General features: G+C 73.4%; 10 protein-coding genes. 3 read left to right on the plus strand and 7 right to left on the minus strand.

Annotated elements, in window-relative coordinates; all coding sequences use genetic code 11:
- Window positions 1–3 precede the first annotated feature (3 nt).
- Window positions 4–1,182 carry an AI-2E family transporter gene (locus tag ACZ619_RS12905; RefSeq protein ID WP_469597807.1) on the plus strand — a complete coding sequence of 393 codons (1,179 nt, stop codon included), beginning with the start codon at window positions 4–6 and terminating at the stop codon, window positions 1,180–1,182.
- A gap of 345 nt (window positions 1,183–1,527) precedes the next feature.
- Here ACZ619_RS12905 and ACZ619_RS12910 read toward each other — a convergent pair whose 3' ends face one another.
- Together ACZ619_RS12910 and ACZ619_RS12915 are read right to left on the minus strand one after the other, a co-directional pair.
- Window positions 1,528–3,813 (minus strand): sensor histidine kinase, encoded by a 2,286-nt coding sequence (locus ACZ619_RS12910; protein WP_469597810.1) that lies wholly within the window; start codon window positions 3,811–3,813, stop codon window positions 1,528–1,530.
- 282 nt (window positions 3,814–4,095) lie between these two features.
- Window positions 4,096–5,139, minus strand: a complete 1,044-nt coding sequence (locus tag ACZ619_RS12915; RefSeq protein WP_469597812.1) for an aldo/keto reductase — start codon at window positions 5,137–5,139, stop codon at window positions 4,096–4,098.
- Between the two features lie 245 nt (window positions 5,140–5,384).
- On the opposite strand from ACZ619_RS12915, the gene ACZ619_RS12920 reads away from it, so the two are divergent.
- Entirely contained in the window at window positions 5,385–5,810 is a 426-nt protein-coding gene (locus tag ACZ619_RS12920) for a MarR family winged helix-turn-helix transcriptional regulator (protein WP_469597815.1), read from the plus strand.
- A gap of 83 nt (window positions 5,811–5,893) precedes the next feature.
- Here the strand turns inward: ACZ619_RS12920 and ACZ619_RS12925 are convergent, their stop codons facing one another.
- The 3 genes from ACZ619_RS12925 to ACZ619_RS12935 all read right to left on the minus strand — a co-directional run bounded on the left by ACZ619_RS12925 (window position 5,894) and on the right by ACZ619_RS12935 (window position 9,581).
- Window positions 5,894–6,658: a thioesterase family protein gene (locus ACZ619_RS12925; RefSeq protein ID WP_469597816.1), complete on the minus strand. Its 765-nt coding sequence runs from the start codon at window positions 6,656–6,658 to the stop codon at window positions 5,894–5,896.
- Window positions 6,659–6,830: 172 nt separating this feature from the next.
- Complete coding sequence (locus ACZ619_RS12930) at window positions 6,831–7,745, minus strand: YceI family protein (RefSeq protein WP_469597818.1); 915 nt, start codon at window positions 7,743–7,745, stop codon at window positions 6,831–6,833.
- Window positions 7,746–7,841: 96 nt separating this feature from the next.
- Window positions 7,842–9,581: an FAD-dependent oxidoreductase gene (locus ACZ619_RS12935; RefSeq protein WP_469597821.1), complete on the minus strand. Its 1,740-nt coding sequence runs from the start codon at window positions 9,579–9,581 to the stop codon at window positions 7,842–7,844.
- A gap of 166 nt (window positions 9,582–9,747) precedes the next feature.
- On the opposite strand from ACZ619_RS12935, the gene ACZ619_RS12940 reads away from it, so the two are divergent.
- Window positions 9,748–11,496 carry a helix-turn-helix domain-containing protein gene (locus tag ACZ619_RS12940; RefSeq protein ID WP_469597823.1) on the plus strand — a complete coding sequence of 583 codons (1,749 nt, stop codon included), beginning with the start codon at window positions 9,748–9,750 and terminating at the stop codon, window positions 11,494–11,496.
- Between the two features lie 123 nt (window positions 11,497–11,619).
- On the opposite strand, the gene ACZ619_RS12945 is transcribed toward ACZ619_RS12940, so the two are convergent.
- Window positions 11,620–12,954 (minus strand): jacalin-like lectin, encoded by a 1,335-nt coding sequence (locus ACZ619_RS12945; protein ID WP_469597826.1) that lies wholly within the window; start codon window positions 12,952–12,954, stop codon window positions 11,620–11,622.
- Between the two features lie 465 nt (window positions 12,955–13,419).
- Window positions 13,420–14,379 (minus strand): ScbA/BarX family gamma-butyrolactone biosynthesis protein, encoded by a 960-nt coding sequence (locus ACZ619_RS12950; protein ID WP_469597828.1) that lies wholly within the window; start codon window positions 14,377–14,379, stop codon window positions 13,420–13,422.
- Between the last annotated feature and the right edge of the window lie 82 nt (window positions 14,380–14,461).

Here is a 14,461-nt window from a genome sequence, read left to right on the forward strand (position 1 = left end):
ACGGTGGCGGGTGCGGGCGGACCGGCGGCCGGGCGAGGCCGGCCATCCCGGGCGCGCGGCCCGGCGCCGTACGGCCGCGCCGCACGCCCGGCCCGGCTCCCGGCGAGGCCGAGGAGCGCCCGCGATCCACGCGCCGCCGCCGGCGCGGTCGTCGTCCCCGCCCTGCGGGTCACCGCCGCCTACGCCTGGCGGCTCATCGCGGTCGGCATCGTCGTCTACGGCGTCTTCATCGTCCTCGGCCGCTTCCAGCTGATCGCGGTGGCCCTGTTCCTGGCCCTGGTCGTCACCTCGCTGCTGCGGCCGCCCGCGGACCTTCTCGCCCGCCGGCTGCCCCGGTCGCTGTCCGTGGCCGTCGCCCTGGTGGGCAGCATCTGCCTGTTCTGCGGACTGCTCGCCCTGGTGGGCAACGCCGTGGCCGGGGAGTCGGCCACGCTCGCCACCGAGTTCCGCGGCGGCATCCACCGCATCGAGGAGTGGCTGCGGCGCCCGCCGTTCCGGCTCGGCCCGGGCGCGCTGGCCCAGCTCCAGCAGCAGATCGTCGACTACGTCTCGGCCCACCGCTCCAACCTGCTCAGCAGGGCGCTCAGCGGCTTCGGCACGCTCGTCGAACTGGTCACCGGCGGCGCGCTCGCGCTCTTCGCCTCGGTCTTCTTCATCCACTCCGGCGAACGCCTGTGGGCCTGGACGAGCGGCGAACTGCTGCCGTCCGGCGCCCGGCCGGGCTGGGACCGGGCCGGACGCGCGGCCTGGCGGACCTTCGCCGGATACACCCGGGGCATCATCATCGTGGCCGCCGCCAACGCCGTCCTGGTCGGCATCGCCCTGACCGTGCTGCGGGTGCCGCTCGCGCTGCCGCTGACCCTGCTGGAGTTCTTCGCCGCGTTCATCCCGCTGGTCGGCTCACCCGTCGCGCTCGCGGTGGCCACGGTGGTGGCGCTCGCCGGGCGCGGACCGCTCACCGCCGCCGCCGTCCTCGTGCTCATCGTCGTCATCGGCCAGATCGAGGGGCATGTGCTGCACCCCCTGGTGATGAGCTGGGCGGTGCGCCTGCACCCCCTCGTCGTCGCCGTCTCCGTCATCGCGGGCAGCATCGTCGCGGGGGTGATCGGCGCCGTCGTCGCCGTCCCGTTCGTCTCCGTCCTCTGGGCAGTGACCCGCGCACTCCGCCCAGCACCACCCTGACCCGGCGCAGGGGCCGAAACTGGGGCCGAAACCGGGGCTGGGGCTGGGGCCGAGTGTCAGGGGCGAGGGAGCCAGGGGCAGGAGGTCTGAGTCCCGAGGCCGGAGACCCGAGCGCCGGGACCAGAAGAAGGAGGAAAGGGGTCGGAGGCCGTAGGCCTGGGACCGAGACCCGAGACCCTTGGCAAGAGCCCGGAGCCCGGAGCCCGGAGCCCGGAGCCCGGAGCCCGGAGCCCGGAGCCCGGAGCCCGGAGGGCTGGGGAACCGGGACCCGAGGCAAGAGGCTGGGGACCCGAGGCGTGAGGCCTGACGGGCGGGGGCCGTGGGGGCGTCTGGGCTTTTGGGGGCTCAGGTTCCCTTGTTGGTGCGGCGTCCCCGTTTGGGGCTGCGGCGGGGCAGAGTGGCCGGCGCTCCGGGCCCGGCCGGGGCGGAGAAGTCGGCCGGGGCGGAGAAGTCCGCGCTGCCGGAGAAGCCGACGGGGGCGGCGGACGGTACGGCCGGTCCGGCGGCCGGTGCGATGCCGTCCTCCCACGCCTCGTGCATCCGGAACGGATCGTCCGGCCCGTCCGCGAACAGTGCCCCGAGTCCGGGCGCGCCGCGTGCCTTCAGCGCGGCCAGTGCCAGCGTGTCGGCGTCGGACTCCGTGGCGCTGCGCCAGGTGATGGTGCCGGGGAGCATGACCAGCGAGGTCGTGCCGGACTCCGCGGAGGCCGGCCGCAGCTGGACCCGGACGCCGTGCCGGTCGGCGAGCCTGCCGACCACGAACAGGCCCATGTGCTGGTAGACGTCGGCGTCGGCGGTCGGCGGGTTCGCCAGCTTGTGGTTGATCAGCGCGAAGTCCTCGGGGACCAGCCCGATGCCCTTGTCATGGATCTCGATCATGATCCGGGTGTCGGGCAGCCGGGTCGCCGTCACCTGCACCCTCGACCGCGGCGACGAGAACGCGGTGGCGTTCTCCAGGAGCTCGGCGAGCAGGTGCACCAGGTCGGTGACGGCACGGCCGTGGATCTCGGTCTCCGGGATGCCCGACATCTCGATCCGCTCGTACTGCTCCACCTCCGAGGCCGCCGCCCGCAGGACGTCGACGAGGGGCAGCGGGCGGTCCCACTGCTGGGTGGGCCGCTCACCGCCGAGCACCAGGAGGTTCTCGCCGTTGCGGCGCACCCGCGTGGCCAGGTGGTCCAGCCGGAACAGGTTCGCCAGCTGGTCGGGGTCGGCCTCGCGTTCCTCCAGGTCGGTGATCAGGGCGAGCTGGCGCTCGATCAGCGACTGGTTGCGACGGGACAGGTTGGTGAAGATCGTGTTGATGTTGCCGCGCAGCAGGGCCTGTTCGGCGGCCAGCCGGACCGCTTCCCGGTGCACGTGGTCGAAGGCACGGGCCACCTCGCCGATCTCGTCGGTGGTGGTGATCGGGATCGGCGAGACCTTGGTGTCCACCTGGCCCGGCACGGCCTGGGACAGCTGGGTGATCACCGCGGGGAGCCGCTGCTCGGCGATCTCCATGGCCGAGGCGCTCAGCCGGCGCATGCCCCGGCTCATGGATCGGGCCACCCAGGCCGCGAGCAGGATCGCCACCAGCACGGCGCTCAGCGCGAGCGCGCCGTTGACGATCGCGTCCCGGCGCGCGTCGGCGGCGATGTTCCGGGCGCTCGCGAGCGCGGTGTCGGTGAGGTTGACCTCGATGCCGCGGTACGCGTCGAAGGCGAGGGCGGACGCCGCGAAGAACGACTCCGGTGTGATGCCCTCGGCGGCCAGCTGCCCGGTGGGCTTCCCGGTGGCTATCTCGGTGATCATCTTGGCCAGACTCGGCGGGGTCACGAAGGTCTCCCCGGCCGCCCGGGCCGCTTCGGCGGCCTTGGCCGTCTGCGCGGCGCCCTTCTTCTTCGCCTCCGCCAGCGCCGCCTGCAGCCGGGTCATGTCCCCTGCGGTACCGGCACCGGCGTACTCCTGCAGACCGACCTGCTCCAGGTAGACGTAGGAGCTGAACGAGCCGAGCTGGGTCTGGAGTTCGCCCTCGGCGAGCGCGTCGCGGTCCTCGACCAGCAGATGGGTGCCGATGGCGCGCACCAGCGACTCGGCCGCCTGGGTCAGGGAGATGGCGTACAGGGTGCGCCCGAAGCTCGCCTGGTTGCTGCTGCCGTAGCCCAGTTCGTTCGAGATCTCCATCAGCGGGTGCTGGACGGCGTGGTAGCTCTCCTCCGTCTGCACCCCCGACAGCTTGCCGGTGAAGGCGCCGGCCCGCACCGTCGGCAGCTGCTTCTCGCCCTGCCGTACGAGCGCGATCCGGCGCATGAGGCCCGCGGTCTTCGGTGCGCGGGCGACGGCGGTGTCGAAGGCCGCGGCGTCCGCGTCGGTGACCTTGCGTGCGGCCAGTACGGCCGGCGCGTTCCGTTTTCCCTGCAGAAGAGGGATGACCGACACGTCCCGTTCGTTGATCGCGTCACTGGCGTAGGCGTTCGCCGCCTGCACCAACTCGGCCACGCGCACGGCGTCGTTGGCGTCCCGCAGGGTGTCGATCGAGTGCTTCACCCGGAGGCCGCCCAGGCCGAGGGCGACGAGCACGGGGATGAGCAGAATGGCCTGGAGGCGTCTCGCGACGCGCCAATTGCCGGTCAGGGGTCTGAGCTTGGACAAGACCGTCCCATTTCACAACAGGAATGGCGAGAAGGGCTGTTCGCAGCCCGACGTACAGTGGCCAAGTTCTAACACCCTGCGATCGACTCCGACGGCTTTTTGGGTGAAGCGGTTTCCTCGAAGTGGTGCAAACCTCATCCAAAGCCGTTGGTGTTCCACGCACGCATCACGGGGCGGGCGGGCAGTGACCGGCGAGGTGTCCGACAGGGCGAACAGGCAGCGCTTTCTTCGGTGGTCTCGGACCACTTCCCCTCGTGTCCGTCGGGCGGAGGCCGCCGTTCGTCAGGCGGAGTCCGCCGGTCGTCCGCCGGTGGGCGGCCGCTCGCCGCGCTCGCTGTCCAGCAGGGCCATGAGCGGTGCGGCGTAGCGGGTTCCGGCCGCCGCGCCCTCCGGTACCGCCTCGTCGATCGCGCGGAGTTCGGTGTCGGTCAGTACGAGGTCGGCCGCGGCCAGGGCCTGTTCGACGCGGTGCGGCCGGCGGGCGCCGACGACGGCCACGACCGTGGCCCGCTCGTCCCCCTGCGCCAGGGCCCAGGCGGTGGCCAGTTGCGCGACGGTGACACCGCGCGCGTCGGCGAGCGGCCGCAGCCGCTCGACCAGGCCGAGGTTGGCGGCGAGGTGGTCGGGGTGGAAGCGGGGCAGCCAGTGGGCGCGCGGGTCGCCGCCCGCGGGCGGCCGGTACGCGCCGGTGAGCAGGCCGTGCGCGAGGACGCCGTAGGCGGTGACGCCGATCCCGAGCTCGCGGCAGGTGGCCAGGATGCCGTTGCTCTCGGGACCCCTGCTGAACAGTGAGTACTCGACCTGCACGTCGCGGACCGGGTGCACGGCGTGGGCGCGGCGGATGGTCTCCGGTCCCACCTCGGAGAGCCCGATGTGGCGCACGTACCCGGCTTGGACCAGCTCGGCGACGGCGCCGACCGTGTCCTCGACCGGGGTGCCGGGGTCGAGACGGGCGGGGCGGTAGATGTCGACGTGGTCGGTGCCCAGGCGGCGCAGTGAGTAGGCGAGCGCGTTCTTGACGTGGGCGGGTCGGCCCTCGATGCCGACGAAGGCGCCGTCGGGGTCGCGCAGTCCGCCGAACTTGACGCTCAGGAGGGCCCGTTCGCGGTCCCCGGGGCGCAGGGCACGGCGGATGAGGTCCTCGTTGTGGCCCATGCCGTAGAAGTCCGCGGTGTCGAGGAGGGTGACACCCGCGTCGAGGGCGGTACGGATCGTGGTGACGGCGTCCGCCTCGTCGGCGGGGGCGGTGTGGTCGGACATGCCGGCGCAGCCGAGCGCGAGGGGGGCGACCTGCGGGCCGCCGGTGCCGAGGGATCGGGTTCGCATGGGTCCTTCAGGTGCGGGAGGGGGAGGTGCGGGGCGGCCGACAGGGGGCGCGGGGCGCATGGCCGCCTGTTAGCGTTGACATCTCAACACTAGGACATCTCAACACTAGAAAGGGGCGCGTTGATATGTCAACGTCGGCGCGGGGGGCCGCGCACTCCGGTGCGCTCGGCGAAGGCGGATCGGGCGGAGGTGGGTCCGGCGCAGGGGCGCCCGGCGAAGGCGGGTCCGGTGAACCGGGGCGGTCCGTGGGCGATGCCGGGCCGGAGCCCGTCGACCTCTGGTCCGCCTTCAAGCGCGCCCACGAGGTCGTCCGGGCCCGCGTGGTCGCGGACACCGCCGAGGCGGCGGGCCTGTCCGAGCCGGACCTGACGATCCTCGTCAAGCTGGAGAAGGCGGGCGGCGCACTGCGCCAGAGCGAGCTGGCCGCGGCCCTGGGCTGGGACCGCACCCGCACCTCCCACCAGCTCACCCGTATGAGCGGACGCGGGCTCGTCACCCGCGAACGCCCTGACGGCAGCGGCGGCGCGGTCACCGTCACCCTCACCGGGGCGGGCCGCGAGGCCGTGACCGCGGTGGCCCCCGGCCTGGAGGCCGCGGTGCGCCGCCACTTCACCGACAGGCTCTCCGCCCACGAGATCGAGGTGCTGGCCGCGGTGGTCCGCCGGCTGTAGCCCGGCCCGTACCGGCCGGCCGCGCCAGGCCGGGGCGGGGTCCGCGGCGGGCGGCGGGCGGCGGGCCGGGGTTCCCGGGCGCGTCAGCTGCCCGGCAGGGGGCGGACGGTGAGGATCTGCTGGGCGTGGCCGACCGGCCCCTCGACGTCGTGCAGGACGGAGCTGGTGAGGCCCTGTCCCGACGGCCCGAAGGCGACCGTGGTGTCCAGCCCGGTCCACGCGCCGCGCGGCTGGCGGTGGAGGTGGACGGTCAGGTCGACGTTCGGGAACATCCACTCGGCCGGCGACTGCCGGACGGCGATACCGTTGGCGGTGTCGACCAGCGCGATGAACGACGCGACCGGGCTCACCGGGACGCCGCCGACCAGGTCCAGCGGCGTGGAGATCCAGGCCTTCGCGCGGCCCGGCCGGGGCGGTTCCACCGGGCGGACGTCCACGGAGGCGATGTAACCGCCGGGCCACAGGTCGGACATCCGCCACGGGGCGAGCGACTCCGGCGGGGCGAGGCGCTCCTCGGGACCGCCCGCGACCGCCGTGGTGTCGGCGGCGGCCAGGAACCAGGCGCGGGCCCGGACCACCGGACGGCCGGCGATCCGCACGACCGCTTCGAGCAGTTCGATGGTCCGGCCGGGCCGGACGGTCTCCACCTGGATCTCGCACTCGTCGAGGGCGAGCCGGCCCAGGATGTCGTAGCTGATCCGGGAGAGCACCAGCCCGTCGCCGGCGCGGTCGGCCCGGTGGCGGTCGACGGCGTGCGCGACGAGCCCGCCCAGCGGGCTGAAGTGCTGCTCGTCCGTGCTCCAGGCCCCGCTCGCGTGCGGCGTCGGCTTGTAGCGGTGGTCGTCCATGGCCTCGAAGTAACTACCCCGGGACGTGTTCGTGCTGGTCAACGGTCGTGTCTCCTCGCCGGTCGGTACGACCAGTCTCCCGTGCCGAGGCCGGGGCGGGACGGCCGGCCCACCCGACGCCGCGCCGCCCGGCCGGGGAGCCCGCGGCCCGCGACACGGGATCACGTGATCGTCACTCCGGCGGGGTGGGCGTGTCCGGCGACCGGTACATCGCCTGGACGTCCAGCTCCAGCTGCACCGTCGGGCCCACCACCGCGATGCCACGGGCCAGCATCGTCCGCCAGTTGAGGGTGTAGTCCTCCCGGTGCAGCTCGGCCGTGGCCAGCGCGGCGCAGCGCAGTTCCTCGCCGTAACCGCCGTTGACCGTGCCCAGGTAGTTGCTGTCGAGGGAGACCGAGCGGCTCACCCCGTGCATCGTCAGCGTGCCCAGCAGCGTCCACTTGCTGCCGCCCCGGTAGGCGAAGCGCGTGCTCACGAAGTCGATGTGCGGGTAGCGCTCGACGTCCAGGAAGTCGGCCGAACGCAGATGGTTGTCGCGGGTCGTGTTCCCGGTGTTGATGCTGGACGCGTCGATGCGCACCCGCACCGTCGACTGGCTCATGTCCGGGGCGACGTTGATCGCGCCGTCGAACCGCTCGAAACGGCCGTGCACATGGGCCATGCCGACGTGCTTGGCGATGAACCGGATCGCGGTGTGCGGCGGGTCGAAGACCCAGCCCCCGGTCGGCGGCAGCGCCAGCTGCCGGGCCGGCTGAAGCCGGATGTACGAGGGCGCCGGGCAGTCGTCGGCGACGACGTCGACGGACTCCCGGTGGGGGTCCAGCCCCTCGGCGATGACCAGCATGCTGTACCGCCCGGGCAGCAGGGCGGCCATGAAGAAGCCGAAGGGATCGGTCGTGCCGCGCGCGGCGACCTGGTGCGTGTCGAGCGCGGTGACGGTGACCTCCGCACCGCCCAGCGGCTGGTCGACGGGGTCGAGGACGGTCCGGGCGACACCGCCCGCACCGGCGGGCAGGGGCAGGGTGAGACCCGTGCCGTGGGCCGGGGCGTCCTTGGACCACCGGCGCCTGAGCAGCCCGAGGGCCATGCTGTTCACCTTTCGTGTTGCGTGGAATGCGGGACGGTACGGTCGTCCGCCCCGGGTCGGCCCGGCCGTACCGGGTCGGGAAACGGCCCTGCCGGGTCAGGAGCGGCCGAGGATCTGCCGTACCGCCTCGCCGAGCAGGTCCGCCGCGTTCTCGGCGGCGGCCGGGTGCCGGAAGGCGACGTACCCGTCCGGCCGCACCAGCAGCGCGCCCGAGTCGGCGACCTCGCTCAGCCGGGCCCAGTCGCCGTAGGGATCCTCGAACTGCCGGCCGGGGCCGATGACCACCGTGGCGATGTCCAGGTCCTGGGCCTCGGCCGCGCGCACCCAGCCCTCGCCGCCGATACCGGTCAGCAGGGTGAACCGGCCCTTGCCGACGGTGTCCAGGGTGGACACGGTCCGGGTGCCCGAGGTGAGCCAGGCGTGCGGGAGCTTGGCGCCGGGGCGGGAGCTGGGCTGGTGGAACAGCTCGGGGTCGCGGTCGAAGCCCGGGTCGGGGGTGCCGTCGGGGACGATCGCCGCCGAGTCGTAGCGCTGGTTGAGGTCGACGCCGTGCGCGTTGAACTCGTACACCTTGTGGGCGATCGCGTCGCGCAGCCGCGCCCGCTGCTTCCCGGCCGCCTCGGTGGGCTCCTTGCGGGCGGCGATGTTGGCCCACAGCTGCTCGGGCGTCTGCGGTGCGAGGCCGTCCAGCGCCTCGAAGACGGGGGCCGTCTCGCCGATCGACTTGTTGGCGCGGGTGACGATCTGCCGGCCCACGGGCGCGCGTTCGGCGGTGTAACTGTCCAGCAGCCGCGGGCCGGCGGTGCCGTCGAGGACCAGCTTCAGCTTCCAGGCCAGGTTGTAGGAGTCCTGGATGGAGGTGTTCGAGCCGAGCCCGTTGGACGGCGGGTGCCGGTGCACGGCGTCCCCGGCGCAGAAGACCCGGCCGTTGGAGTACGTCTCGGCGTACATCTCGTTCACGGTCCACGCCGAGGACGACTTCACGGTCACCGGGATCTCGTCGTCGCCCACCAGGCGGCGGACGATCGACTCCGCGTACTCCGTGGTCAGGTCGGGAGCGCCCGCCGTGACGTCGTACCCCCACACGATCAGCCACTCGGACCACGGCCGCACGCACCGCACCAGGCCCGCGCCGATGCCGCCGACGGTCGCGCCGGGCGCCAGCACCCAGTAGAGGGTGGACGGGCGGTGCGCGGTGTACCTGCTCAGGTCCGCGTCGAAGACGATGTTGATGCTGCCCGCGACCCCCATCTGACCGCCCATCGGCAGCCCGGCGTCCTCGGCCACCTGCGAGCGTCCGCCGTCCGCGCCGATCAGGTACCTGGCGCGGACGGTGTACTCGTCGCCGCGCACCCGGTCCTCGACGGTGACGGTCACGCCGTCCGCGTCCTGCGTGAACGACTTGTAGACGGTGCTGTGACGGAAGACGGTGCCGCGGGCGACGGCGGCGTCCACCAGCACCGGTTCCATGAGGTGCTGTGGTATGTCACACATCGCCGTAGGGCTCGCCAGCTCGTGCGCCGCCTGCACCAGCGGCTCGTTGCCCCACGACCGCACCCGGCCCAGCTCCTCGCCGGCCAGGCTGGTGCAGAAGGTCGTGTTCCCCATCAGATGCTGCGGGGTGGCCTTCGCGAGCGCCTCCCGCTCGACCCCGAGGTCCCGCAGGACCTCCATGGTCCGCTGGTTGGTGATGTGCGCGCGCGGGGTGTCGGCGAGGCTCGCATAACGGGTGACGACCATGTTCGGTACGCCGTAGGTGCTCAGGGCCAGGGCGGCCGAGGCGCCCGCGGGGCCGCTGCCCACGATCAGGACGTCGGTCACGACATCGGTGTGCACGGGGAACGCTCCGGAGGGGGGAAGGACGGAAACCGACCGTCCAAGATCATGAACCGGTTCGCCCGCTCGTGGGTGTCTCAATCCGAGACAGGCGGTGTACGCCGGGCCGGGACGGGGCAAGCCGGTCGTTGCTCCTTCAACCTCCCCCGGTACGGTGAGTGGCGCCATGACCACCGCAGAGCATCCCCCCACGGCCGGCCGGGAGCCCGGGACCCGCCCCGCCCTCGGCCAACTGCGCCGGGCCCGCGCCCGTTTCCTCGCCGGCCACCCCCTGCCCGAGGACGTACCGGACGAGGTGGCCGCCGCCTGGCGCCGCGCCCGCTTCTACGGCGTCCGTCCCGACACCGCCGACACCGCCGACACCGCGGGTCCCGCCGGTCCTGCCCCCGCTCCGGCGCCCCCCTCGCCCGAGCCCGCGCTGCTGGCGGCCGCCCGGCCCCTGCTGGAGCGGCTCGGACCGGTGCTCGACCTCGGACACGCCACCCTGGTCCTCACCGACGCCCGGCTGCGGGTGCTGTGGACCGGCGGCCACACGCCCGACCGCGTGCGCCGTGCGGACCTCTCCGAGCAGCGTGTCGGCCCCAACAGCGCGGCCCTCGCGCTGCGCACCGGCCACCGCGCCGAGGTGCACGGACCCGAGCACTTCCTCGACGCCTGGCAGGAGGTCTCCGCGGTCAGCGTGCCGCTGCGGGCCCCCGGCGACGGCAGGCCGGCCGGCACGGTGACCGTGGCGTCGGCCCTGTGCGGCGGCTGCGGACCCCACCCGCAGGCGGCCCTCGCCGAGGCGGCCGCCGCCACGGTGGAGGCGGAACTGCGCGAGCGGGCCCGGCCGCCGCAACGCGCCCTGCTGGACGCCTACCTGGCGGCCGACGAGGGATCCGGCCGACCGGTGGTGGCCTTCGCCGGGCACAGCAGGCTGGTGAACGGGACGGCCGGGCGCATGCTGTCCTCCCGCGACATCGAGGACCTGGAGCGCGCCGTGCACGCGGTGCTGCGGGGCGAGCGGGCCACCACCGGACTCCCGTACGGCGCCCGGGTCCGGCTCGTCCGGCACCTCGGCGAGACCGTCGGTGCCGTCGCCGTCCTCGCCCCGGAGCGGGACCACGGACCCGCCGCACCCGCGGGGCGGCCGCCGACCACCCTGGCCGGGCACTCGGTGCCGTGGCGGCACGCAGCCGGCCGCGCGGCCGAACTGGCGTCGGGCCGAGCCCCGCTACTGCTCGTCGGTGAACGCGGCACCGGAAAGACCACGCTGGCACGGGAGTTGCTCGACGATCCCGAGCCGCTCGTCATCGACGCCGCCGAGGGAGAACTCCACGAGGCCCTGCCCGCCGGGCCCCGCGGCCTCGTCCTGCGCCACGCCGAGCGCCTGGCGCAGCCGGACGTGGCAGCGATCGTCACCCTCCTGGAGACCCGCCCCGCCACACCCCTGCTGGTCACCTACACCCCGGGCACCCCGCCCGGCCCCTGTCTGCAACGGCTCCTCGACACCCTGGCCGCCCGCTCGGTGACCCTGCCCGCACTGCGTGAACGCCCCGAGGACATCAGGGAGTTGCTCAGCGCCGTGACCCCGGCCCCGACCCCGGGCCAGCCTCCGCTGACCTGGACACTGGACGCGCGGCGCGCCCTGGAGCGGTACCCGTGGCCCGGCAACGTCACCGAACTCGCCCATGTCGTCAGGTCGTTGGCGCATCGTCGCCGGGCGGCCGGGCCGGTCCGCCGGGCCGAACTGCCCGACCCCGTACGCGAGGGACCCGCCGGACGTCCGCTCAGCCCCATGGAGTACGCCGAGCGCACCGCCATCCTGGAGGCCCTGCGCCGCAACGGCGGCAACAAGGTCCGCGCCGCGGCCGCCCTGGGTATCGGCCGAGCGACGCTCTACCGGAAACTGCGCACCTACGGCTCCCACGCGTAGCCGCGTTCCCCGCAGGGCGCCGTCTCCCGGCCCGGCTCGCCACCCGGCCGCGCACCGCCGCGCGCCTCGGCGGACGGCCGGTGGACGGCCGGCGGACCCGTGCGGGGTCCGCCGGCCGGGGGGTCAGCGCTTGGTGTAGATGAAGCCGACCTTGTCGAGCTCGTCGCCGGCGCGGCCGTGGAAGCCGGCGATCTGCCAGCCCGACGGGGCGGTGCGGGTCACGCAGTCCGAGGTCGTCGTGCCACCGGCCAGGGTGTTGCCCAGGTTGGTGGTGAACTTGGCGTAGAAGATGCGTGTGTGGCTGTCCTTCACGCCCTCGCACAGGTACGCCGTGGTCACGTACTCGCCGCTGCCCAGGGTCAGTGAGGACGCCGTGCCGCCGGTGCCGCCGTGGGTGAGCGCCGTGCCGTCGGCGAGGGTGATGCCGACCTGGTCGACGCGGGAGCCGGAGCGCAGCGAGACGCTGGTGGCGCGGGCGCCGGCGGCCACCTTGTCGATGTCCTGGTAGTAGTCGCCGTGCGGACCGCCGAACTGGTCGCTGAGCTGGAAGTTCGCGTTCTGCGACCAGGAGAAGCCGACGGTGATCGGGTCGTGGTCGGAGAGCATCAGTCCGTCGGACGTCAGGAACTTGGCGTGCTCGTTGTTGTACGAGGTCGCGTTGAGCGTGACCAGCTTGCTGCCGCGGTACAGGACCTTGTCCACGACCTCGCAGGTGTTGGGCACGGTCGCCGCGGTGTCGTCGCAGACGAGCGCGTCGCTGCCCTTGGCCGGCGCGCTGCCGCCGCGGATGAGCTGCACCCACGCGTCGGTGAGCCCGTTGTTCGAGGCGAACTCCGCGATGGTGTCGGCGGAGCGGGTGTAGCGGGTGTTGGTGTCACCCATCACCACGACCGCGTTGCCGGCCGAGTGCGTGCTGATGAAGGACGTCAGCTGGCTGAGGTTGTCGGCCCGGGACGCCTCGTCGCCGTCGTTGGTGCCCGCGTTGGTGTGCAGGTTGTAGAAGTCGACGTAGACGCCCTCGGCGAGCCGCTCGCGCATGAAGGTGAAACCCTTCGGCGTGAGGCAGTCGCCGGAGTCGATCTGGCAGGAGTTCCAGCCGTCCCGCTCGAAGTCGTCCGTGTCCCAGGCGTAGTTGGAGACCGTGTTCAGGCCGCTGCCGATGCCCGCGCCACCGCTGGTCGCGGTGCGGTAGGGGTGGGTGTCGGTGGCGTAGAGGTAGGCGTGGTAGTTGAAGTCCTCCTGGACGTTGACGATGTCGTACGGCGCGATGCGCGTGCCGATCGCCGTGGTGCTGGTGTCGCGCGGGGTGGGTGCGCTCGACAGGCCTTCCGGAAGCCCGGCGACGTTGTACGTGAGCACGCTGAACGTGCCTCCTGCCGCAGCGGCCGGGGTGGCCGTCGCCGTGAGCCCGCCGAGGGCGGCGACCGCGGCCGCCAGGCAGGCAACGAGTCTGCGCATGGGGGTGTCTCCTACGGGGAGGGGGTGCGCTGAGGGGTGTGAGCATGCCAATGAGGCAAGCCAAAACGTAGCGGCAAACGCTTTCTCCGGACCCCCTCTTGTTACCAACCAGTTGGAAAATTCCGCGTGACTCCCTGAAGATCGATCCCGAAGGTGAGGGACGGCCACCGTCCGGTCGGTGTGTCGCGCCCCCCGGCGGACGGGGGAGACGCCGCCGTCGTGCGTGATCCGCGCGCCGGGCGGCCGGGCGGTTGCGCGGCCCCCGGCCGCCCGCTCGCACCCCAGCCGCTCAGGTGCACGTCCCGGCGCGCGCTGTCGGTCGCTGTCGGACACCGAGGGGCACGGCTGCGTGTTCCGCCGCTACCGGCCGGCCGGGCGTGCCGCGGTCCGCGTGCGGGACCGCGACGCCGGCACCGCCGCCCCGCGCAACGACCGCGGGCGCTGCGCGGACTCCGCCGCCTGGGGTCAGGGGCCCTGGACGGCGGGTCCGCGGACGGTGGACGTGAAGACCACCTCGCCGTCCTGCCGTCCGACGACCTCGACGGTCACCGTGTCGCCGCTCCCGGGTGTCACACCGGTGACGTCGACCCAGCAGGGGCTGTCCAGTTCGACGTACCGGTTGAACTCCGTCGAGGTGCTCGCCGGTATCAGCGTCCGGGGTGCCAGGTGCGCGCAGGCGGCCTGGCGGGCGCCCTCCAGCAGGACCATCCCGGGCAGGTGGTCGCCGCCGTGGTCGAACAGGATCGGATGGTCCAGGTCGGGGGTGAGCAGCCAGCGGCCGGGTGTGTCCGTGGCGGTCAGCACCACGTCGGCGGGGGAGGTGCGGCCGACCGCGGCCGGCGGCATCGGCGCGGCCGCGGGGACCGGGTCCGCCGGGGCCGGGGGCCGGGCGGGACGGCTGGCCCGCAGCCGCGCGTAGACGGACGGCGTGACGATGGAGTACCGCCCGTCTCCGTGGGCCACGGGCCGGCCGTCCCGGCGCAGCGAGAATCCGATGCCCATCCGGCGCGTGGACGCCCTGCCGTGCGGAGCCGGGTCGGGGCAGGTGACCTCCAGCTGGAAGTCGGTCGGGCGGGAGGCGATCCGCAGCTGCTCCAGATCGGTGTGGCAGCTGAGCGACCAGAGCACGAAGTGGTGGCCGAGGGGGACCTCGTGCTCGGCGTGCGTGACGAACATGCCGGCCTGCCGAAACGTCTCCGCCGCCTGGAGCGGGTCGTGGCTGGAGCCGTCGGCGCTGGTGAAGAAGGTGTGGGCGCGCGGCCACTGTCCGGTGAGGGAGAACCGCAGTCCGTCGTCCTGAGCCGTACACCCGGTGAGGAACACCTCGGCCAGGGACGCCCGGTGGACGTACTCCTTGGGGACCGTGGTGGTCAGCCGGGGCAGTGCGGGCAGACCGACTCCGATCTCGCTGGCGGACAGGCTCATCGACAACCCCCCGTCGGAAAGCTCTTCGTTGGCTGAAGCTCTGTTCGACGCCTATAAGATACGGACCTACCGGTTTTCTCGG

It is taken from the genome of Streptomyces sp. NPDC104367, assembly GCF_055583825.1.